The organism is Streptomyces sp. NA02950 (assembly GCF_013364155.1).
GTDB lineage: Bacteria > Actinomycetota > Actinomycetes > Streptomycetales > Streptomycetaceae > Streptomyces.
In genome coordinates, this window is record NZ_CP054916.1 from 8,060,261 (window position 1) to 8,082,777 (window position 22,517).

The following is a 22,517-nucleotide window of genomic DNA, read 5'->3' on the forward strand; positions in this document are numbered from 1 at the left end:
AACGGGTGGGGCCGTCTGCTCACCGATGGTCACAGTGCGTTCTCCTCGTAGTTGTCCACCGTGCCGGTCGTCCAGGCCACGGCGTAGTCCCTGATCGGCAACCCGGGCGGGTTCGCCGTCTGCGCGCATCGCATCCGGTAGCGGCGCGGCGGGCCGGAGGCCGTGGCCACCTCGGCCAGGAGCCACCCGGGTCCCGCCGCGACCATGACCGACTCCGGTGGCCGGCCGTGTGCCGATGTCCCCTCCGCCCCGGTCACCGCCCGGTGTGCGGCACGGAAGGCAGCCGCCCACCGGTCCTTGGACACGCCGGTCGCGTCGCACACCGCGGCCAGCGCCTCCCGTTCCCCCTCCGCCACCGGAGTCTGTCCGCCGGTGTCCGTGACCGCCTCGATGCCGATGCCGACGCCCGGCACACCGCGGCCGCCCGGTGGCCGGGGACGCACCAGCGCCACCCCGGCCTCGGCCCGGTGCGCGAGGGCGACGTCCAGCTCCGGCACCGTCCGCCCGTGCACACCGATGGCACACGGGCGCCCCCGTTCGTCCTCCCGGATCCCGATCTCGGCGGGGAAGACCGGGCCCTCCCCGCGCCCCCAAAGCCACTGCCGCACCGCGTCCTTGGCCGCGATCCGGCCGAGCAGCCACTGTCTGCGGCCGCGTGGTGCGTGGCGCTCGTACTCGGCGCGCTCGGCCGCGCCCAGATGGTTCCGCATGATCAGGTCACGGGACGCCAGGTCGGGCCAGCGTTCATGGACCAGCACCCAGCCGCCGGGCCGCGCGCTCGACAGCGTGTTGCGCTGCGGGAAGCGCTGGGCCGCCACCGTACGGGGGTGGTTGTCGAAGCGCCGGTCCTGCCAGCCGTTCAGCTCCGCCCACACCACACCACCGGTCCAAAGCTGCATATCGGCCTCCAGCATGGTGTCGCTCAGCGATACGATCCGCACCACGCACTCCAGTTCGGTGCCCGGTGCCGGTGGCGGGCCGAAGAGGCGCAGCCGGCGCAGGGCGACGGGGAAGACCACGGTGCGCTCGGTGCGGGTGGCCATGATCCAGTAGCCGAGCAGCTGGCCCACGTTGTCCAGCAGCGCGCCGGGCGCGGACGGTGCCGTGATCGTGCCGCGCACATGGGACGCGCAGATGGCGGTGAGCCGGGTGAGGCCCTGGAACGCGGAGCCGTGGAACATCCATCGCTCGTGGTACAGCTCGGCCGCGGTGTGGTCGGGGGCCCGCTCGTCGGCGGGGTCCGTACGCCACGGTGCGGGACGGTCGGCCGGGTGGCCGGAGGCCGTCTCAACCGTGCCGCGCGCGCCGTCCCCGAACGCGACCTCGAACCGGTCGGGAGCGCCGGGGGAGACGGCCACGGTGACCGGCACCTCGACCGGTGGCGCGGCCGCCACCCACTGGTCGAACCGCGCTCCGTGCACGGCGATTGCCGCCCGCCCGGGGGCCGCCCGCTCCGCCGCGTCCATGAGGTGCTGGAGGATCGTCGTGGCCGGAACCACCGGACGCCGGTCCGTCTCATCGGGCCAGCCGGGGCGTTGCGGGAAGAAGCAGTGGTCGAGCAGATAGGGCATGGCCCGGGTGGAGATGTGCAGCACGGTGCGTGTCACCTGCCGTTCCGCGCCGGGTTCCGCGGAGGGCTCCGCGCCGGGCTGCGCGCTCCGTCCGGTGTCTTCGGCCGCGTCCTGTCCGGCCCGCCGCGACCCGGCCGGTGCGGTGTCCTGTGCCGTGACCGGGCGGTTGCGCGCCGGGGACGGTCGGGCGCCGGCCGCGGCGATGACCTCCGCCGCCGAGTCCGCCGTCTCGCGCAGCAGCGCGTCGAGTTCGGCGGCCACGGGGTGGCGCCCGGCGAGGGCCCCGAGGCCGTCCGGCGCCGTCCGCCCGTTGCCCGGTGAGGGGGACGGCCGGACGGCGGAGAGCTCCGCCCGCAGCGCCGCCGCGTCGCGTTGGCCGAGGGAGACCAGGGAGCCGCCGAGGTCGAGCCGCACCGGTGGCAGCGACGCGGTGGCCCGTGGCTTTCCGCGGCCGAGCACGGCAGGCTTTGGCAACGCGGGGTCGACACGGGCGCCTTCGGTCCACAGCGCGGTGGCCACCCGGCGGAGCTGGGCGACACCGTCACGGCGGGCCGAACCCGCCGCCACCACCAGATGCTCCCTGCCCTGGAGGGTGTCCCCGATGAGCGAGGCCAACTGCCCGGTGCCGACCTGGACGAAGGCCCGGACCCCCGATGCGTACAGAGCCTCGGTCAGCGCGCGGAAGCGCACCGGCTCCAGCAGGTGGCGCAGGAACAGTTCGCGCACCGCCGGTTCGGTGTGCGGATACGGCGCGGCCGTCGTCCCGGACCACACCGGGGTGGCCGGGGTCAGCAGCTCGAACCGCCCCACGATCTCCTCGATGGACTCCAGATAGGGCGCGAGCATCGGGGTGTGGAAGCCGGACTGGAACGGCAGCAACTGCGCGATGACCCCCTCGGCGCGCATCGCGGTGACGAACTCCTCGACAGCCGCGCGCGGCCCGCACACCATCGACTGACGCGGGGCGTTGTCGTGCGAGAGCACCGTCCCCGCGTACGGCCGCGTCGCCAGGGCGGCCACCACCCGCTCGGCGGAGGCGCCCAGAGCGGCGAACGCCAGGCCGGGCACGCGGAGCGTATCGGGGTCGAAGGAGTCGAGGAAGGCGTCGACGGCCGCCCCGGAGCAGAGCCCGCCCGCCGCCATGGCCGTCCACTCGCCGACGCTGTGGCCCGCGAGCGCGTCCGGCACCAGGCCCATCCGCCGCAGCGCGCCGTCGAGCAGCCGCCCCACCGCGAAGACGCCGACGCCATGGCGGCCCACATCACCGACCCGCGCCGCTCCGGCGGAGTGGCGGGCCACCGCGCCGGCGAGCCCGAAGTACGCGGCGACGCCGTCCACCCGGGGCGCGAACTCCGCCTCGAGGCCGGGGAAGACGAAGGCGAGACGGCCCGTTCCCGTACCACCGCCGCCCTCGTGGTGCGCGCCAGCGGTGTGCCGTTCGCCGCCCTCGCCGAGCAGCGGGGCCGGGGTGAACCAGATGTCACCGCGGCCCCGCCACGCCCGGCCGCCCGTCACCACCCGCCGGGCCAGGGCCAGCCGTTTGGCGGTCGGTGCGACGATGCCGAGCCGGGCACGGCCCGGTGTGCGGTGGCCGTCCGACCCGGCGGTACGCAGCGCGGCGTCGTCCGCCGCGAGCAACTCGCCCAGCTCTTCAGGGGTGGCGGCGGCGAGCGCCAGCACCGGCTCGGGCTCGGCCACGGTCGTGGCAGCGGCAGTGGCACTGCCCGGAGCGGAGGAGGTTGCGGGGGAGGGGGCGGAGCGTGGTGCCGACGGTGCTTCCTCCAGCACCACATGCGCGTTGATCCCGCCGAAGCCGAAGGCGTTCACCGCGGCCCTGCGCACCTCGGCACCGGGCGCGGCCTCCCAGGGCTCGGCCTTCTCGAGGACGTGGAAGCGGGTCGCCGCCAGCGCGGGATGCGGGTCGTCACAGTGTAACGTCGGCAGCAGCTGTCCGTGGTGGAGCGCCAGCGCGGCCTTGACCAGTCCGGCCACCCCCGCCGCCGGCATCGTGTGGCCGATCATGGACTTCACCGAGCCGATGACCGCCCCGCCACCGCCACTGGTTCCGAAGACCTCGGCCACGGTGGCGAGTTCGGCCGCGTCCCCGGCGGGTGTGCCGGTGCCGTGCGCCTCCAGCAGCCCGATCGCGCCGGGTTCCCGCGGATCCAGCCCCGCCGCCCGCCACGCCTGCCGCACGGCCCGTGTCTGGCCATCGGGATCGGGGGTGGTCAGCCCCGCCGCGCGGCCGTCGCCCGCCACCCCGGTGCCCCGTACGACCGCGTAGACACGGTCCCCGTCACGCAGGGCGTCGGCCAGCCGCTTGAGCACCACCACCCCGGTGCCCTCGCCGATCAGAACACCGTCGGCCGCCCGATGGAACGGGCGGATCCGCTGACTCGGCGACAGCGCGCGCAGCTGCGCGAAAACACTCCACAGCGTGATGTCGTGGCAGTGGTGCACACCGCCCGCGAGCATCATGTCGCAGCGCCCGGAAGCCAGTTCACCCACGGCCTGGTCAACGGCGACGAGCGAGGAAGCACACGCCGCGTCCACCGTGTACACGGGGCCACGCAGATCGAGCCGATTGGCCACCCGGGAGGCGGCCAGGTTGGGCACCAGACCGATGGCCGCCTCGGGTCGATCGGGCCCCAGCCGTTCGACGAACGCCGCCCGGACCCGGTCCAGCACATCGTCCCGCAGCCCGGGCAGCAGCTCCGCGAGCGTATGCGTCAACTGGTGGGCGGTACGCACCCGCTGGTCCAGCCGGGCGAGCCCCGGCGTGAGATAGCCACCGCGTCCGAGGACGACACCCACCCGTTCCGGGGCGGGCAGCCGGTCCGGGCCGCCCGCGTCGTCGAGGGCCTCCGCGGCCACCTTCAGCGCGATCATCTGGTCGGGCTCGGTGCCGGACACCGAGGACGGCGTGATCCCGAACCGTACGGCGTCCACCTCGGCGAACTCGTCCACGAACCCGCCCCGTCGGCAGTACACCCGGTCGGCGGCCGCCGTACCGCCACCCGCGCTGCCCGGAGCGTAGAACGCCGCGTCCCACCGCCCGTCCGGGACGGCGGTGATGGCGTCCACGCCGTTCAGCAGATTCCGCCAGTAGGCGGCGAGCCCGGGGGCGCCGGGGAACACCACGGACATCCCGACGATGGCCACCGGCGGGACACGGCCGTCCCCGGCAGCCCCGTCCGCCGCACGGTCCGCGGCCCCGGTCACCAGCGCGAGGCGGTGCGGACGACGGCACGGGTGGACTCGTCGCCCCAGGCCAGTTCGCGCAGCAGGGCCAGCGCGCCTTCCTCCGGGTCGATGAGCGCGATGCCGCGCCGGGCGTACGCGCGCGCCAGCTCCGGGGTCACCATCCCGTGGTGTGCGCCTGTGGGTGCCCAGGGCCCCCAGTGGACGGTCAGCACCCGGCGTCCGGTGCGGGCCGCCCACCGGGTCCCGATGGCTTCCAGCGCGTCGTTGGCCGCCGCGTAGTCCGCCTGTCCCCGGTTGCCGGACACCGCGGAGACACTGCCGAAGAGCACCGCGAACGAGGGCTCGGCCGAGACCTTGTCCAGCGCGTCCAGCAGTGTGCTCGCGCCGTCCGTCTTGGTGCCGAACACCCGCTGGAACGACTCCGTGGACTTCTCCTCGATCAGGTGGTCGTCGATCACACCGGCCGCGTACACCACCCCGTCCAGCCGTCCGTGGTCGGTGTGGATCTCCTTGACGGCCCGGAGCACCGCGCCCGCGTCGCGCACATCCACCGACCGGTACCGCACCCGGCTGCCGAGGCTTCGTAACTCCTCGACCGTGGCCGCCACTTCGCGTAGTGCCAGGATCCGGGCCGCCTCACGCTGGATGGTCGCCGGTGTCCGGTCACCGCCCAGGGCGGCGAGCGCGGCGCGCAGCGCGGGCTCGTCCCGGGCCCCGGCGGTGGCCGGGTCCTCGGGGCCCACGGGTTCGGGGGTACGGCCCAGCAGTTCGATCCGACAGCGGGAGGCGGCCGCGAGTGCGGCGGCGAAGCGTGCGGTGATGCCGCGGCCACCGCCCACCAGGACCACCACCGCGTCCCGGTCGAGCCCCAGGGCCGCGGCCTCCGCCGCACCCTCGCCCGCGGGGCCCGCGCCCGCTGCGGCCAGCGCCCCCGGCCCGGTCTCCACCGCCTCCAGCCCCTGCCGCCCGGTGGCGGTGCGCAGTACGACCGGAGTGCGGTCCGTGGCGGCCACCTCGTCGAGCAGCGCGTCGGCGACGGCGGCCGCGGTGGCCGTCCCGTCCGTGGGGAAGTCGACCACAGCCGTCGCGACCTGGGGGTACTCCTTGGCCACCGTGCGGAACAACCCGTGCAGCCCGGCCGGACGGAGGTCGAGCGGATCGGCGTGGCGGGCGGCCAGCAGCCACCGCGGACGGCATCGCAGGGCCGCCCGGACGACGGGGAACGCGGCGGGCAGCACGGGCGCGCCGGAGCCGCTGAGCGGGTCGAGCAGGATGACTCCGTCCATCCGGCCGTCGCCTTCGGCCAGCAGGTGTCCCGCGTCGAACACCACGACCTCGGCGCCGTACTCGGTCAGCCGCGCGGAGAGGGCGCCGGCCACGTCGTCGGCCGCGCCGAGCAGGGCGAAGCGGGTGCCGGACAGCAGCGCGGGCGCGGTGCCGACGGTGTCGGGAACGGCGAGCGGCACCGGACGCAGCAGGAACCGTCGGGGTGCGCTTCCGGTGGCGGTGGCCGGTGCCGCCTCCGCGACGGGGGCACCGGGGACGGGGGCCGGTTCGCCGCTGGCGCCGGTGGCGGGGGCGGCCTCGACGGGCTCGGCGGTGGCGGGTTCGGTGGCGGCGGGGGAGAGGCGGGCGGTCAGCCAGGTGGCGACGGCCGTCGCCGTGCGGGCCTTGGCCAGTTCCTCCAGCTCCTCGTCGCCGAGAGCCCCCGGACCGGATATGCCCAGACGCCGGGCCAGCTCTCCCGCGATCTCGGCCCGTTTGATCGAGTCGATGCTCAGGTCGGCCTCGAGATCGAGATCCGGCTCGATCATGTCGAGTGGGTAGCCGGTTCGTTCACCGATGATCTCCGATACGGCGCGGAGCACCTCCGCCACGGTGTGCTCTTGGGCGGGCGCCGGGCCGTCGGCGGGCGGCGCGGGACGTGGTTGCTCCGGTGGCGCTGCCACGGGAACGGGCGTGTCCACGGAAGCGGAAGCGGTCACCGGTGCCGACACCGGTGTCGGCACCCGCGCGTGGACGGCGTCCGGTGCGGTCGGCCGGGCGTCCGGCGTGGCACCGAAGTACGTCAGGAGTACATCGCGCTGGGCCGCGACCATCTCCCGGCTCGTCCTGAGGAATTCGGAGATCAGGGCGTCCCGGTCGCCTCGCGCGCCCTCCGTGTGCTCCGCCTGGCTCACCGTTGCCTCCACGACACGTCGGGCCGGTGCGAGCGCACCGGGGAGAAGTTCACCGGCGGCGGTACGGACCAGCTGCCCGTCGACCGTCCAACCCGCCCGGCGCGGCGGATCGGCGCGTCCCGCGTCCACGGCGTCCCGGCCGTGGAACAGCCAGCCGGTCCGCACCGGCAGCCCGGCAACGGCCAGTTGGGCGAGGGCGTCGAGGAAACCGGGCAGCCCGCCGATGCCGGTGGCCTCCCGCGCGCCGTCGCAGGCGACGGCGCGGTGCGGACGGTCGCCGAGGATCGCCCCGACGAGCCGGGTGAGCACCGTGCCGGGTCCCGCCTCGACGAACACCCGGGCGCCCGCCGCGTACATGGCCTCGATCTGCTCCATGAAGCGCACGGGAGCGCCGATCTGGGCGGCGAGTTCCGCCCGGATGGTGTCCGGGGCAGCGCCGTGCGGGGCGGCGGTGCGGTTCGCCCAGACCGGGAACTCCGGTGGCGCCAACTCCCGCCGGGCCAGTGCCCCGGCGAAACGTGACGAGGCGTCCGCGACCAGTGGGCTGTGGAAGGCGCAGGCCACCGGGATGGTCTTGGCGGAGTGTCCGGCGTCCCGCAGTGCGCGCACCGCCTTGGCCACCGCCTCCTCCGGCCCGGACACCACGGCCTGGCGCGGGGCGTTGTGATTGGCGAGGACGACCCGCTCATGGAGCCCGGAGTCCCGCAGTACCCGTACGACCTCCTCGGCCGGTGCCGTCACCGCGGCCATCGTCCCGGGAGTGTCGCCCGCGGCGGCCACGATGGCCGCCGCGCGTTCGGCACTCAGCTCCAGCAGGGCGCGGGGGGTGAGGGCTCCCGCCGCGCAGAGCGCCACCAGCTCTCCGTAGCTGTGCCCGCCCGCCATGTCGGGCCTGACACCGGCGGTGGTGAGCAGGTCGTACGCGGCCAGCCCGGTCATCCCGAGCGCGGGCTGCGCCACCCGGGTGTCGGTGAGCGCGGCGCGCTGTGCGGCCCTCCCCGCCGTGTCGAACGCGGCCGGTGGATAGAGCACATCGGCGTGGGTGCGGCCGAGTTCCAGGTGGCGCTGGAGCTCGGGGAAGGCGATGAAGTGAGCGGCGAATATCCCGGGCCGCTGGCTGCCCTGGCCGGGGAAGAGGAACGCCACCTTGCCGGTGCGGCCACCGTACTCGGAGCCGTCGGCCTCCGGTGCTCCGGCCAGGGGCCCTCCGGCCTCCGGCGTTCCGGACACGTGGATCCCGGCCGCCGGGTCGTGCTCACCCGCCAGCACCCGGCGCAGGCGTGCCGTCAGCCCCGCCACGTCCTCGGCCACCACCGCCACCCGCACCGGCGCGTGACCGGCGTCCGACCGCCGGGACGCGGCCAGCGCCAGATCGCGCAGCCGCCACGGCCCGGTGGCGGTGTCGCCCGCCGTTGCCAGCCGGAGCGTCTCCGCCACGGCGCGGAGCGCAGCCGCCTGATCAGCGCCACGGAAGACGAACAGCTCCGCGGGCCAGGTGCTGAGCCCCTGCGGCGGCGGAGCGCCCCCGTCATGGGCCGCCACGACCACATGGAAGTTGGTGCCGCCGAATCCGAACCCGCTGACTCCGGCGGTACGTTCGGCGGCGGGGGCCGCCCACGGACGGGCATCGGCGGGGAACGCGAAGGGGCTGCTGTCCTTGTCCCAGGCGGAGTTCGGCCGCTTCAGATGCAGGGTCGGCGGCTTGACGCCGGTGTGCAGTCCCAGCACCGTCTTGATCAGTCCGGCCAGGCCCGCGGCGCATTTGGTGTGCCCGATCTGGGACTTCACCGAGCCGAGCGCACAGCCGCCCGGCCGGGCCCCGGCCGCGCCGAACACCTCGGTGAGGACGGTGAGTTCGGTACGGTCCCCGACGACCGTACCGGTCCCGTGGGCCTCGATGAGACCGACGTCCGCGGGCGAGACGCGGGCGTTGCGGTACGCGCGCTCCAGCGCCGCCCGCTGTCCCTCGGGACGTGGCGCGGTCAGGCCCAGGGACCGGCCGTCGCTGGAGCTGCCCACGCCCTTGATCACACCGTAGACGCGGTCGTCGTCCCGTTCGGCGTCGGCCAGCCGCTTGAGCACCAGACACGCCACGCCCTCGCCCAGGACGATGCCGTCGGCGTCGCTGTCGAAGGTGCGTGAGCGGCCGGTCGGGGAGAGCGCGTGGACCGACGAGAACAGCATGTAGTCGGTGATGCTGTTGTGCAGGTCGGCGCCACCGCACAGAACGGTGTCACTGGTGCCGCCGACCAGCTCCTTGCACGCCACGTCCACCGCGGCCAGTGACGACGCACACGCCGCGTCCACCGTGTAGTTGGCCCCACCCAGGTCCAGCCGGTTGGCGATCCGCCCGGCGATCACATTGGCGAGCATGCCCGGGAAACCGTCCTCGGTGAGCGCGGGCAACTGCTCCGCCACCCCGGGCGGCACCTCGCCGAAGTACGAGGGGAGGACGGCGCGCAGCGTCTGCGCGTGTGACAGATCGCTGCCCGACTCGGCGCCGAATACCACGGACGTGCGGGAACGGTCGAAGGCGCGCCCGGATCCGTCGCCGTATCCGGCGTCCTCCAGGGCCTGGCGCGCGGCCTCCAGCGCAAGCAGTTGAACGGGTTCGATGCTGCCCAGCGCGGCCGGGGGGATGCCGTAGCGCAACGGGTCGAAGGGGATCCGGGGCAGGAATCCGCCCCATCGGGAGTTGGTGGCGCCATCCTCGGCGGCCCCGTAGTGGACGGCCGGATCCCATCGTTCGGCGGGCACCTCCGTCACGGCGTCCACGCCACCCACCACATGGGCCCAGAACGTGGCGAGGTCGGGGGCCTGCGGAAACATGCAGGCCATGCCGATCACGGCGATGTCCAGGGGCGGTGGCGCCGGTTCCACGGTCCGCTGGTGCGCACCGGTGCCCAGACGCTCGCGGAGCGCGGCCGTGCTCCGGTCGAGGAAGTCCGCCGCCGCCGAGCTGACGGAGCGGTGCAGCGCGTCGACGGTGGTGATGGCCGACCGCAGCACCGCCACGTCCCCGGCCATGAACATCCCCTCGGTGAGCTGGCGGTCCTCGCCGACCGCCACCAGGGCGCCACCGGGGTCGCGTTCGACCCCCTTGCTGGCGATCCGCAGGCGTCCGACGTTGAGACGCTCCAGCTCCTCCCACATCCGCCGGTCCGGTGTGCCGCGCTCCCGCAGCTCTTCCCGGACGGTGTGGAAGCTGTCGGCGTAGGGGCTGACCACACACCGGGTGGCGTGCCCCGGCGCGGTCTCCAGCAGCGCGGTGCGCCGGGCGGCGACCACCTGGCGCTGGAAGAGCGGCTGGACGGCGCCCCGCGTCACGGCCTCCTCGGTGAACAGGTAGGCGGTGCCCATCAGCAGGCCCACGGCGCCACCGCGCCGGGTGAGCGGGGCGGCCAGCGCGGCCACCATCGCGGCGGAGCGCTCGTCGTGGATGCCACCGGCGAAGAACACCTCGATGCGATGCTCTTGGCCCGTGTCGTCCGCGTCGTCCGTGTCGTCCGCGTCGTTGGCGTCTGCCGCTCCGTTCGCGCCCGACGCGCCATCCGTGGCGTCGAGGAAGTCCTCGATCACCCCTAACTGCGCCTCCCACAGCGGGAAGCTGTTCCTCGGGCCCACATGCCCGCCGCACTCCGAGCCCTCGAAGACGAACCGGCGGGCCCCTGCCCGCAGGAACTGTCCGAGCAGCCCCGGCGATGGCACGTGCAGAAAGGTGGTGATGCCCTCCCGCTCCAACGCCATGGCCTGGGACGGTCGGCCACCGGCGATGACGGCGTGGCTGGGCCGGACCTCGCGTACGGCCTCCAGTTGGGCGTTCCTGATCTCCTCGGGCGCGAAGCCGAGCACACCGACGCCCCACGGCCGCCCCGCCAGGGCGGCCCCGGCCTCCTCCAGCAACGTGCGTGCCTGGTCGCGTCCGGCCAGGGCGAGCGCGATGAAGGGCAGCGCCCCGCCGTCGGCCACGGCGGACGCGAATCCGGCCTGGTCGCTGACGCGTGTCATCGGACCCTGGGCGAGCGGCAGCCGGGTCCCGGTCGTACGGGTCATCGGCGAACCGGGCCGCAGCACCGCGCCGGGGCGTAACGCCGCGCCGGGCCGCAGCATCGCGCCGGGCCGTAACGCCGGGTCGGGCCCTAACGCCGGGTCGGGCCGTAACACCCCGTCGGCCTGCGACGCCGCGCCCGGATCTGGCACGACGACAGTCCCGGCGTGGCGGATGGCATCGGTGATGCCCCGGACCGTCCGCGCGGTGTCCCGCCAGCGCTCGGCGAACCGTGCCGCGAGGAAACCGTCCTGGCCGACGGGGAGGGGGCGGGTGCCGGGAGCGGACACCCGCCGCCGCAGGACGCGGTGGCCACCTGCCACCACGGTCTCCGAACCGTCCATGGAGCGGATCGCGGCCACGCGCTCCTCGGGAAGCCCGCACTCGGCGAGCAGCGCCAACTGGCTGTCCAGCACCACCCCGGCGGCGCCCGCCACGACGGCGGCCGCCGCCGTGTGCGGGCCGATGCCACCGCACGCCCACACCGGCACGGTCACCTCCGGGTCGGCGAGGAGCCGCTGCACCAGCACGAAGGTGCTCAGCTCGCCCACCCGGCCGCCGCTCTCGTTGCCCCGCGCGATCAGGCCGTGGGCCCCCGTCGCGATCGCGTCGAGGGCCTCGTCCGCGGAGGTGACCTCCACGAGGACCCGGTGGCGTCCGGCGACGTCCTCGACCGCCCACGGGGCGTCCCCACAGAGAACCACCGTGTGCGGCCCGTGCACACCGGCGGCCCGTGGATCCGTGTCCACGGGCCGCGTGTCAACACCGGCCGCACCCGGACTCGCGCCGGTCGGCGGCACCACCAGATCTCCGGGCGCGAGGCGGCAGCCCGCCGCCACCCGGACCCCGAACCGGCCCTCGCCCACCCAGCTCCGGGTGCGTTCCAGCGCGTCCAGCGCCTGACGGCCACCGGCACCCAGATCGAGCACTCCGAGCCCACCGGCGCGACTGAGCGCCACCGTGAGTCTGGCGTTCGGTTCCCCGAACGGGGTGACACCGATGACAAGATCCCCCTCGTGCGCCACGGACGCCATGTCTTCTCCCGAGAGGTCGACAACGCTGGGAAAAGGGACAATTCGAGCACGTTTCAACGAAGCACCGATCCGGGCGGCGAGGATGTCACTTTCATGTTCAAGCGGGAAGAGGCATGAACGATTCATAGCTGATTCATAGGCAATCGGTCGCCGGACGCGACGTTGCCGCGGCCGGGACAGTGCTCGGCCCGGTCCGACGCCCGGTCCCGACCGCTCGTCTCCTGTCGCGGCATCTCCATCGCGTCAGGGTGCGCCGCGAGTTCGGCGGCCCCGGCCCGGCCCAGGAACGCGGCGCCGTCACCGCGGTGGAAGAACCACCGGGGTTCCCGCCACGCCACGAAGCCGGAGTGCGTCCGTCGACCGCCGCAAGGACCTCGACCGGCACGTCTTCTCCCAGCCACGTCCCCGCCGCGCAGTGCGCGTCGAACCGTTCGGCAGTGCTGCCGTGTGCGATGTACCACGAACGGTCAGCCGCGACCGCCGACGATCCCGTGCGATACCCCGCCCTCGCGCTAGTGTGCGACCGTGAGCTTCTCTGTCGTCATAGGGTACGGGCCCGCGGGGGCGGCCACTGCTCGACTGCTGGTCGAACAGGGTCATTCGGTACGGGTCATCACCAGGTCGGGCCGGAGCCCGGAGCCGGGTATCGAGCATGTCGCGTCGGACGCGACGGACAGCGGGCGGCTGAGCGCGGCCGCGGAGGGAGCGGCCGCGATCTACGGCTGTGCCGCGCCGCCCTACCATCGCTGGGCGAGTGGATGGCCACCGCTGGCCTCGTCGATGTGCGCGGCGGCCGAGGCGACCGGGGCCGTCCTGGTCATGCTGGGCAATCTCTACGGTTACGGTCCGGTGGACGGCCCCATGACCGAGGAACTGCCGCTCGCGGCGACCGGCCCCAAGGGGCGGGTGCGCGCCGCCGTTTGGGAGCAGGCACGGGCTCTGCACGAGCAGGGCCGTATCACGGCGGTCGAGGTGCGTGCCTCGGACTTCTTCGGGCCCGGGGTGACCGACGGCGGACACCTGGCCGCGCGGGTCATGCCACGCCTGCTGCGCGGCAGGCCGGTCTCCACGCTGGGGGATCCCGACGCCCCGCACAGCTGGACCTATCTCCCCGATGTGGCCAGGGCCCTGGTCGAGGTAGCGGGCGAGGAACGGGCCTGGGGGCGGGCCTGGCACGTCCCGACGGAACCCGCACTGTCCGTCCGGGAGATGGTCGACCGCCTCGCCGCTCAGGCGGGAACGGGGCCGGTCGCGGTGCGCAGGCTGCCGCCGGCCGTGCTGGGTGTCGCGGGGCTCTTCTCCCCGCTGATCCGCGAACTGAAGGAGATTCAGTACCAGTTCGACCGGCCGTTTGTGATGGATGCGAGCACTTACGAAGCCGCGTTCGCGGTACGCGCCACCGCCGTCGACGCGCAGGTGAAGGCGACGGTCGACTGGTGGCGTGAGCGGCCGGCCGCCACCGGGTGATGTCGTAGGCGCCGAATCCCGTGGCTCGCAGGAGGAGCGTGGCGGTGCGCGGCGCCGCTGTTCCCGGGTGCGGCGTTACCAGACACAGCACGTCCCGGCCCGGATCAACGGGTGGCTCGCGTGATCGCCGTGAGCACCCCGTAACCAGCCCCCGAAGGAACGAAGCTGATATGTCATCCCCTGCCGCCGACTACGACAGCCTGCTGCGAAGAGTTCGTGAGCGGAGCCCCTGACCGGCGCGATCCCGACCGGCCTCAAGCGCCCTGCGGCGCCCTCTTCGCGTCCTTGTCGGAGGGCGCGGAGAGGGCGCCAGGGGCCGTGCTTCGGTTCCGGGCCGCCTGGGACCGGGCCCGCGCCCGCAGTCCGTCCGCGGTCAGTACGGACAGCGCCGTCCAGACGAGGCCGAAGCCGATCCACCGGGAGGCCGGCATGGACTCGTGGAACAGGGCGACACCGATGAGCAGTTGGAGCACCGGTGTGACGTATTGCAGGAGTCCGATCGTGATCAGCGGCACCCGGCGGGCGGCCGCCGCGAACGGCAGGAGAGGGGCGACGATCGCCAGGCCGCCCGACGCGAGCAGCAGCGCCTGCCAGGGCGGGTCCGCGGTGAACGTGCCGTGTCCGCTCGCCGCGTAGGCGGCGACGCCCACCACGGCGATGGGGGCCAGCGCCAGGGTCTCGACGGTGAGCCCGACGAGTGCTCCCACATCGCCGCCGACCCGGTTCTTCAGCAGCCCGTAGACGCCGAAGGAACCGGCCAGACCCAGCGCAATCCACGGCAGCCGGCCGTAGGCGACGGTGAGGACGGCGACGGCGACGGCGCAGATGCCGACCGCCCACCACTGGGCGCGCCGCGGGCGCTCGCGCAGGACGACCACGCCGAGGGCCACCGTCACCAGGGGATTGATGAAGTACCCGAGTGACGCCTCCACCACATGGCCGGAATTCACCGCGTAGATGTACACACCCGAGGTGAGGGCCAGTGACAGGGCGGCGGTCCCGAGCAGGGCCACCCGCCGTGGCGTGCGCAGCACCTCACGGAGCTGTGGGAGGCCCCCGGTCACCGCCATCACCAGGGCGCACACCGGCAACGCCCACAGGTACCGATGCAGAACGATCTCCACCGTGCCGGAGTCTTCGAGGAGCTTGAAGTACAGCGGAAACAGGCCCCAGATGAAGTACGCCCCGAAGCCGAGCAGGATTCCTTGCCGCGATTGCATCCGCCCAGTCTATTTGCCGTACGCGACGGGATTCACAGATGGTTTTTGGCCGGAAAACCAGTGGAGCGGTGCGAGTTAAGCGGAAGGGCGTCTTCGTCTTTTCTGCAATACCTGCCGCGGATGCCGTCGTGTGCGGTATGAAGGAAAGGTGCGTTCCAGGACCCCGTGAGTCGCGCTTGACATGACCGAGCGGCGTGCGCCGGGACCGACTGAAGCGCCTGTAAGAACCGATCATGGGACGGGGGGCATCGGTGATCGGCAAACAACTCCTGCGTGGCGGCATCCTGCCCGGCCACGGCGTTTCGCCGTCGGGTCCGCCCTGACGCTCTCCTGATCGTCTGTATTTTCTGTCGACCTTTCGATGACTTTCTCCTGACGCTTCCCTTCCCGGCTCTCTCGCACTTCTTCCCGGCCGCGGAATGACCGTAGGCCCGGCCGCGGTTCGCCCTGCTCGCCAATCCATGACGAAGGTTGCCGTGAAACCAGCCCTGAAACCAGACATGAAACCGTCCGCAGGCGGCGCAAAGCACAGGAATACGCCGTTCGTTATCAAGGAGTCGTCCGACCGATTCAACCGCGCCGTCCAGAGCAACTTGATGCAGGTCACCATCAAGGGACGGAACGGCAAGCACGTGCTGCTGCCGGACGGCCGGGACGTGGTCGAGTTCGTCAACTGCTCCTACCTCGGCCTCGACGTCCACCCGAGCGTCATCGAGGCGTCGAAGTCCGTGGACGAGACCTGGGGCATGAACTTCTGCTGCGCCCGCTCCCGGTTCTCGATCGAGCCCCAGCGCGAGCTGGAGGAGGAGCTGTCGGAGCTCTACCGGGGACGGGTGATCACTTTTCCCTCGACGACGGCCGCGCACATCTCCGTGATGCCGCTGCTGGCCAGCGGTGTGCTGGTCGACGAGGACACCACACACCGGATGTGCCTGATCTTCGACCAGTTCGCGCACTCCTCCATGCAGTACCTCAAGCCCGTGGTGGCCGCGGAGGCGACCGTCGAGACCGTCCGGCACAACGCGCTGGACGACCTCGCGCAGCAGGTCCGCCAGGCGCGGGAGCGCGGTGAGGTGCCGGTCTACATCGCCGACGGCATCTACTCCATGGGCGGTCTCTGCCCGGTGCGGGAGTTGCTGGACCTGGCCGAACGGCTCGACTTCTCTGTGTACATCGACGACGCCCACGGCATGACCATCTTCGGCGACCGGGGCGAGGGCGTGGTGCTCAGCGAGGTCGAGGGCGACGTACCCGACCGGCTGATCCTCACCTACTCGCTGTCGAAGGGCTTCGGCGCCTACGGCGGCGGGCTGCTCGTCGCGGGGGAGTGGCGGGAGCGGCTGATCCGTTCCTACGGCCAGATCTACGCGTTCTCCGCGGCGCAGACCTTCCAGGCCGTGCACGCCTGCCGGGCCGTGGTGGGACTGCACCGAGACGGAACGGTTCAGCAGCTTCAGGGCGCGCTCCGCGAGCGCGTCACGCTCTTCGACGAACTGATGGGGCAACAGCTCCCCTTCAGCCCCATCCGCATGGTCCCCATCGGCGGGGAGGAGGACGCACTCCGGGCCGGTGAATGGCTCCTGGACGAGGGCTACTACGTCTCCGTCGTCTTCTTCCCCATCGTCCGGCGCGGCGCCGCGCAACTGCGGGTGTGCCTCGCGGCGAACCACACCCCGGACGACATCCGGGGCCTGACCGCCGCCTTGCGGCGGGTCCGAACGTCCTCCGCGTGATCCGCCACCTCGACGGGAGTGTGGAATGCACCGCAGGGAAGTACACGTCGTCATCGGCGCCGGGGTGGCCGGCTGCCTCAGCGCGATCACCCGCAGCCGTGCCGGGTACCAGGTCGTGGTCCTGGAGCGGGAGAGCGCCCGCTCCGCCGGGACGTACCCGGTGTGCACCCAGACCAGCAACATCGTCAGCGAGAACCACAGCGGCGCGGAGTACCCCTTCGACCCGCGGAGCGCGCGCGACTGCCTCGACGGCCGGATCGAGAACGAACGCTTCTTCCCCGAGCTGATCTACGGCGGCAAGACCTACAGCCGCATCATCGCCTCGCGGAGCATGATGGACGACGGCCATGACATCGTCGGCCAGTGCCGCGCCAACATGCGCGTCATCCAGTCGCACTACGCCGACCGCCGCGCACAGGACCCGGCCGACGCCGTCTTCGGCGACCCGGCGGACATCTGCCGGGAGATCCCGACCGTGCCCGGCGTGCACGACGTCGCCGCCGCCTTCCTCACCCCCCAGCGGGGGATGAACCCGGTGCTCGTCTCCACCGTCCTGGACTGGGAGCTCAGGAGCGCCGGGGTCGACTTCCGCGAGGGCAGCACCGTCACCTCCGTGACCCACCGCGCCGACGGCCGGTACGAGGTGGCGTACCGCGGCGCCGACGGCACCCCGGAGACCGTGGTCGCGGACCAGGTCAGCCTGTGCGCGGCGACGGCGGCGTTCGGCATGGCGAAGCGGCTGAACCCGTCGATCGTGTTCCCGAAGCTGTTCCTGGCCCTGCGCGAGATCCTGTACGTGGACCTCCCGGACGGCACGGACAAGAACTTCACCTGCCTGAAGCTCGAGGACTCCTACGGCGGCATGCTCAGCCCGCTGAACAACGCCTGCGCGATGATCTACCACCCGCCCGCGGCCCACATCATGAACCTGGTGATGGACCCGGAGACCTGTGCGTTCCCCGACGAGTACGTCCACTACCTGGCGGAAGGCCACCCGGAGAAGGAGAAGCGGGCCGAGTGGACCCTCGACCGGCTCCGGGAGTTCTACCCCGAGCTGCGGCGTTCGACGATCCTGGGCACCTACCTCAAGGTCGCGATCAACACGGTCTCGGACTCGCGGGTCCGCCGGAACATGGGCGTGTTCGACGTGCGGCCCGGCTGCACGATGAGCGTCCTGCCCAAGTGGACGATGTGCGCGGTGAACGCCAGGAAGGAAGTGACGCTCGCCCTGGAGCACTCCGTGGCCTCCGGCCGTCTCTCCGCGGACGAGGCACGCGAACTGGCCGGGCACGCCATGCGGCCCTGCCTCGAGACCCTCCCCGCATGGGCCGGGGATCCACAGAGCATCACCGCCCGTGCGGCCGCGCACGCGGTGAACATGAACGTTCCCCAGGTGCTCGCCCAGCGCTTCGCCCCGCCGCACGCCGAATCCGCATCGTCCCGAGGGACCGTCTGACGCGTTCTCACCGTCTGACGCGTTCTCCCCACGGGCCGGCCGAGAAAGGACCCATTGGTGTCAGCCAAGACCATCGTCATCACCGGAGCCGGAATGGGCATCGGAGCCGAGACGGCCCGCCACCTGGCCGCGGGCAACCGGCTTCTGCTCCACTACCACTCCTCCGCCGAAACCGCCCTGGCCCTCCAGGCGGAACTGAAACCACTGTGCGCGAGCGTGGACGTGGTCGCGGCGGACCTGACGACCGACGACGGCTGTCTGAGCCTGTTCCGTACGGTCAGCACGCAGTTCGACGCCCTGGACGTCCTGGTGAACAACGCGGGCGGCATGATCGAGCGGCAGGCGGTCGAGGACCTGGACTGGCGGCACCTGTCCGACACCTTCGCGCTCAACACCTTCTCGGCCATGCGGCTCACGGGTCTGTGCACCGGACTCCTCCGGCACGGCAGCAACCCGTGCGTGGTGAACGTGACCTCCATCGCGATGCGCCACGGCGCGCCGACCGCGACCGCGTACGGGGCCGCCAAGTCCGCCCTGGACGCCTTCACCCGGGGCGCCGCGAACGAACTGGCGCCGCACATCCGGGTCAACGCCGTGGCGCCGGGGATCATCGACACACGGTTCCACGAGCGGGTCACCTCCCCGGAGAAGATGCGGCAGTTCGTCGACAGCACCCCGCTGAAGCGGGCCGGAACCGTCGTCGACGTCGCCCGCACCATCACCTTCCTCATCGACAACGAATTCATGACCGGCGAGACGGTCGACTGCAACGGCGGACTGTCGATGCGCTGACCACCGGTCCGGCCAAGCCCCCCAGGGGGCCGTCACGAGAGGGGCTCACCCCCATGGCGTCCAAGCGCGTTCTTGTCACCGGTGGTGCCGGGTTCATCGGATCCCACCTGTGCGAGCGACTACTCGACGAGGGCCATGACGTCCTGTGCATGGACAACCTCTTCACCGGACAACGACGCAATATCGAGCATCTGCTGGGCCACGAGCGCTTCGAGTTCGAACGGCACGACGTCAACGAGCCGTTCGTCGTGGAGGCCGACCGGATCTTCCACCTCGCCTGCCCGGCGTCGCCCGTGCACTACCAGCGCAACCCGGTGCGCACCGTCCGCACCTGTGTGCAGGGCACGATGCACGCCCTGGAGGCGGCCCGCGAGGTCGGCGCACGGCTGTTCATCGCCTCCACCTCCGAGGTCTACGGCGACCCCGCGGTGCATCCGCAGACCGAGGACTACTGGGGCCATGTGAACCCCATCGGGGTCCGTGCCTGCTACGACGAGGGCAAGCGCTGCGCCGAGGCCCTGGCGATCAGTTACGCGACGCAGTACGGCGTCCAGGTGCGCATCGCCCGCATCTTCAACACCTACGGCCCGCGTATGCACGAGAACGACGGCAGAGTGGTGTCGAACTTCATCGTGCAGGCGCTGCGCGGCGAGCCCCTCACCCTCTACGGAGACGGCCGTCAGACCCGGTCCTTCTGCTACGTCGACGATCTGGTGGAGGCGGCCGTCCGGTTCATGGAGGCGGACACCGACGCCACCCCGATGAACCTCGGCAACCCCCAGGAGTCCACCATCGAGCGGATCGCGCGGGCGATCAAGGACTTGAGCAACTCCCGCTCGGAGACGGTGCTGCGGCCGCTGCCCCAGGACGACCCGACCCGCCGTTGCCCGGACATCTCCCGGGCCGGTGAGCTCCTCGGCTGGGAACCCAAGACCGGTCTGGAGGAGGGGCTGCTCCGGACGATCGAGGACTTCGCGCGGCGGCTGTCCCTGCCCGAAGGGGCCCTTGACACCCACGACGAACTCGAAGGGATGCCCCATGCCGGGGTTTGAGGCACGGCGGCTGCGCGGACTGGTCCAGTCCGACATCCGGCGCATGAGCCGGGAGAGCGACCGGGCAGGCGCCATCAACCTCGGCCAGGGCATCTGTGATCTGCCCACCCCGCCCGCGGTCGCCGAGGCCGCGAAGGCCGCGATCGACGCCGACAGAAGCGTCTACTCCTACCCGGAGGGCGATCTCGCGCTGCGCGAGGCCATCGCCGCCAAGCTGGGCCGGGACAACGGTATCCAGGCGCGGCCGGACACCGAGATCGTGGTCACGGCGGGCGCCACCGGCGCGTACACCACGGCCGTCAACGCCCTGCTCGACCCGGGTGACGGCATCCTGCTGATGGAGCCCTATTACGGCTACCACCTCAACGCCGCGGTGGTGGCCGGGCTCGAACCGCACTGCCTCACACTCGAACCGCCCGGGTTCGCCGTCACCGAGGACGCGCTGCGGGCGGCGCTGCGCCCCCACACCCGCGCCGTGGTGGTGTGCACCCCGGCGAACCCCAGCGGCAAGATGTTCGGCCGGGCGGAGCTGGAGGCGGTGGCCCGTGTCGCGCACGAGCGCGATCTGCTGGTGATCACCGACGAGATCTACGAGTACATCCGCTTCGACGGCCGACCGCATATCTCGCCCGCCACCGTGGACGGACTCTGGCCGCGCACGGTCAGCATCATGGGGCTGTCGAAGACCTTCAGCATCACCGGCTGGCGCATGGGGTACGCGGTCGCGCCCGCACCGCTGGCCCGCGCCATCGCCCTCGTCAACGACCTGTACTACGTCTGCGCCCCGACCCCGCTGCAACACGGGGTGACCGCCGGATTCGGCCTGCCCACCACCTACTTCGCCGGACTCGCCACGGACTATCAGCGCAAGCGCGAGCGGCTGTGCGAGGCGCTGGCGGCGGCGGGCACCCGGCCCATCGTGCCCCAGGGCGCCTACTACGTCCTCGCCGATGTCTCCGACTGGGGCTTTCCCACGGCATGGGAGGCGGCGGGGGTACTCGTCGAACACGGCAAGGTGGCTTCCGTACCGGGCAGCGCCTTCTACCAGGGCCCGACCGGCGACCAACTGCTGCGCTTCTGCTTCGCCAAGGACGACGCCGTCCTCGACGCGGCCTGCGAGCGCATCCGTCGTTTCCAACCCAGCCCGGCGCTGATGTGACCTCTGCCACATCTGTGACAGAAATCCCCCGTGGGTGTATCCGGACCCGGTGCACCCGGATCTGTGGTCCGGAGAAGGGAACAGTCAGCTTGAGGGTGGGAAGATAACCGTGACCGTTGAACGAAATCCGTGGCACGTTCTAGGCGCGCTGCTTGTCGGATTCTCCCTCATTTTGCTGGACATGAGCGTGGTGGCGGTGGCCAACCCCGCCATCATGGAGTCGCTCGAGGCCGATGTCTCCGCAGTGGTCTGGGTGACCAGCGCGTATCTGCTCACCTACGCGGCGCCGCTGCTGTTCACCGGACGGCTGGGCGACCGCTACGGCCCCAAGAACGTCTATCTCGTCGGCCTGGTGGTGTTCACGCTCGCCTCGCTGTGGTGCGGCGTGGCGGGGAGCATCGACATGCTGATCGCGGCCCGCGCGGTGCAGGGCCTCGGGGCCGCGCTGATGACCCCCCAGACCATGGCGGTGGTCACCCGGATCTTCCCCGCGGACAAGCGCGGTGCCGCGATGGGAGCGTGGGGCGGCTCCGCCGGTGTCGCCCTGCTGGTGGGTCCGGTCATCGGCGGCCTGCTGGTGGACTCCGCCGGCTGGGAGTGGATCTTCCTGATCAATGTGCCGATCGGTGTCCTCGCCTTTGTCCTGGCGTGGAAGCTGGTTCCGACCCTCGAGACCAGGCCCCACAAGTTCGACCTGCTCGGCATCGCGCTGTCCTGCGGGGGCATGTTCCTGCTGGTCTTCGGCCTCCAGGAGGGCAACAACAAGAACTGGTCGGCCAGTATCTGGTTGATGATCGGCGCGGGGCTGGCCGTGCTGGTGATGTTCGTCGTGACACAGGCCCTCAACAAGGGTGAACCCCTCCTGATGCTGAGCCTGTTCCGCGACCGCAACTTCGCGCTGGCGAACGTGGGGATCGCGGCCATGGGCGCCGCGGTGACCGCGATGACCGTGCCCACGTACTTCTACCTGGAAGGAGTGCGAGGGCTCTCCTCGATGGAGTCGGCCCTGCTCTTCGCGCCGCTGGCGATCCTGACCGGTGCCTGCGCCCCGGTCGTCGGCAAGCTGTCCGACACGATGCATCCGCGCACCTTCACCACCACCGGCTTTGTGCTGTTCGGCCTCACCATCGTCGCCTACAGCGAGTTGATGAGGCCGGACTCGCAGCTGTGGATGTTCTCTGCCACGGCTGCCGTGACCGGTATCGGCAACGGCATGGTGTGGGGCCCGCTGGGTGCCATCGCCACCCGCAACCTCCCCATCCACCAGTCCGGTGCGGGCTCGGGCGTCTACAACACCAATCGCCAGGTGGGCGCCGTGCTCGGCAGCGCCGCGGTCGGCGCGCTGTTCGTGGACCGGCTCGGCGCCCACATGCCGGGCATGGGAGGGGGCGGGGCCCACGTCGAGGGCAGCGCCACCGCGATTCCCGAGATGTTCAAGGAGCCCTACAGCACGGCGCTGAGCGAGACGGGTCTGCTGCCCGTCGGCTTCCTGGTGCTGGGGGCGATCGCCTGCACCCTGTTCATCCGCTTCCCGTCGCAGGAGACGCGGAAGGAGGGCGAGGAGGTCGCCATGCAGAAGGTCGAGGAAGCCAGTTGACGTC

General features: G+C 72.1%; 11 protein-coding genes. 7 read left to right on the forward strand and 4 right to left on the reverse strand.

Features of this window, described 5'->3' with window-relative positions; translation table 11 throughout:
• Positions 1–29 precede the first annotated feature (29 nt).
• The 3 genes from HUT19_RS35090 to HUT19_RS44430 all read right to left on the reverse strand — a co-directional run bounded on the left by HUT19_RS35090 (position 30) and on the right by HUT19_RS44430 (position 12,498).
• Positions 30–4,793 carry a type I polyketide synthase gene (locus tag HUT19_RS35090; RefSeq protein ID WP_303332269.1) on the reverse strand — a complete coding sequence of 1,588 codons (4,764 nt, stop codon included), beginning with the start codon at positions 4,791–4,793 and terminating at the stop codon, positions 30–32.
• Entirely contained in the window at positions 4,790–12,037 is a 7,248-nt protein-coding gene (locus HUT19_RS35095; protein ID WP_176184418.1) for a type I polyketide synthase, read from the reverse strand. Before HUT19_RS35095 ends, HUT19_RS35090 begins: the two co-directional genes overlap by 4 nt.
• Positions 12,038–12,159: 122 nt before the next feature.
• Entirely contained in the window at positions 12,160–12,498 is a 339-nt protein-coding gene (locus HUT19_RS44430) for a CbrC family protein (RefSeq protein WP_368661724.1), read from the reverse strand.
• A gap of 64 nt (positions 12,499–12,562) precedes the next feature.
• On the opposite strand from HUT19_RS44430, the gene HUT19_RS35105 reads away from it, so the two are divergent.
• A complete protein-coding gene (locus HUT19_RS35105; RefSeq protein WP_176184420.1) occupies positions 12,563–13,504 on the forward strand; it encodes an NAD-dependent epimerase/dehydratase family protein in 942 nt (313 codons plus the stop codon).
• A gap of 254 nt (positions 13,505–13,758) precedes the next feature.
• Here the strand turns inward: HUT19_RS35105 and rarD are convergent, their stop codons facing one another.
• Positions 13,759–14,724 carry an EamA family transporter RarD gene (gene rarD, locus HUT19_RS35110; RefSeq protein WP_176184422.1) on the reverse strand — a complete coding sequence of 322 codons (966 nt, stop codon included), beginning with the start codon at positions 14,722–14,724 and terminating at the stop codon, positions 13,759–13,761.
• A 500-nt stretch (positions 14,725–15,224) separates the two neighbouring features.
• Here rarD and HUT19_RS35115 point away from each other — a divergent pair, with 500 nt between their 5' ends.
• The 6 genes from HUT19_RS35115 to HUT19_RS35140 all read left to right on the forward strand — a co-directional run bounded on the left by HUT19_RS35115 (position 15,225) and on the right by HUT19_RS35140 (position 22,513).
• A complete protein-coding gene (locus tag HUT19_RS35115; RefSeq protein ID WP_176184424.1) occupies positions 15,225–16,457 on the forward strand; it encodes an aminotransferase class I/II-fold pyridoxal phosphate-dependent enzyme in 1,233 nt (410 codons plus the stop codon).
• Positions 16,458–16,482: 25 nt separating this feature from the next.
• Complete coding sequence (locus HUT19_RS35120; protein ID WP_176184426.1) at positions 16,483–17,913, forward strand: FAD-dependent oxidoreductase; 1,431 nt, start codon at positions 16,483–16,485, stop codon at positions 17,911–17,913.
• A 57-nt stretch (positions 17,914–17,970) separates the two neighbouring features.
• Positions 17,971–18,705: an SDR family NAD(P)-dependent oxidoreductase gene (locus HUT19_RS35125; RefSeq protein ID WP_176184428.1), complete on the forward strand. Its 735-nt coding sequence runs from the start codon at positions 17,971–17,973 to the stop codon at positions 18,703–18,705.
• A 53-nt stretch (positions 18,706–18,758) separates the two neighbouring features.
• Positions 18,759–19,757: a UDP-glucuronic acid decarboxylase family protein gene (locus HUT19_RS35130; protein ID WP_176184430.1), complete on the forward strand. Its 999-nt coding sequence runs from the start codon at positions 18,759–18,761 to the stop codon at positions 19,755–19,757.
• Positions 19,744–20,916 carry a pyridoxal phosphate-dependent aminotransferase gene (locus HUT19_RS35135; protein ID WP_176184432.1) on the forward strand — a complete coding sequence of 391 codons (1,173 nt, stop codon included), beginning with the start codon at positions 19,744–19,746 and terminating at the stop codon, positions 20,914–20,916. The genes HUT19_RS35130 and HUT19_RS35135 overlap by 14 nt, the downstream gene beginning before the upstream one ends.
• 109 nt (positions 20,917–21,025) lie before the next feature.
• Positions 21,026–22,513 carry an MFS transporter gene (locus HUT19_RS35140; protein WP_176184434.1) on the forward strand — a complete coding sequence of 496 codons (1,488 nt, stop codon included), beginning with the start codon at positions 21,026–21,028 and terminating at the stop codon, positions 22,511–22,513.
• Positions 22,514–22,517 lie beyond the last annotated feature (4 nt).

Bases quoted from the DNA above. Each gene is read 5' to 3' on its own strand.
- HUT19_RS35095 (WP_176184418.1), bottom strand. From the start codon at position 12,037: ATGGCGTCCGTGGCGCACGAGGGGGATCTTGTCATCGGTGTCACCCCG.
- HUT19_RS35135 (WP_176184432.1), top strand. From the start codon at position 19,744: ATGCCGGGGTTTGAGGCACGGCGGCTGCGCGGACTGGTCCAGTCCGAC.
- HUT19_RS35130 (WP_176184430.1), top strand. From the start codon at position 18,759: ATGGCGTCCAAGCGCGTTCTTGTCACCGGTGGTGCCGGGTTCATCGGA.
- HUT19_RS35115 (WP_176184424.1), top strand. From the start codon at position 15,225: ATGAAACCGTCCGCAGGCGGCGCAAAGCACAGGAATACGCCGTTCGTT.
- HUT19_RS35120 (WP_176184426.1), top strand. From the start codon at position 16,483: ATGCACCGCAGGGAAGTACACGTCGTCATCGGCGCCGGGGTGGCCGGC.
- rarD (WP_176184422.1), bottom strand. From the start codon at position 14,724: ATGCAATCGCGGCAAGGAATCCTGCTCGGCTTCGGGGCGTACTTCATC.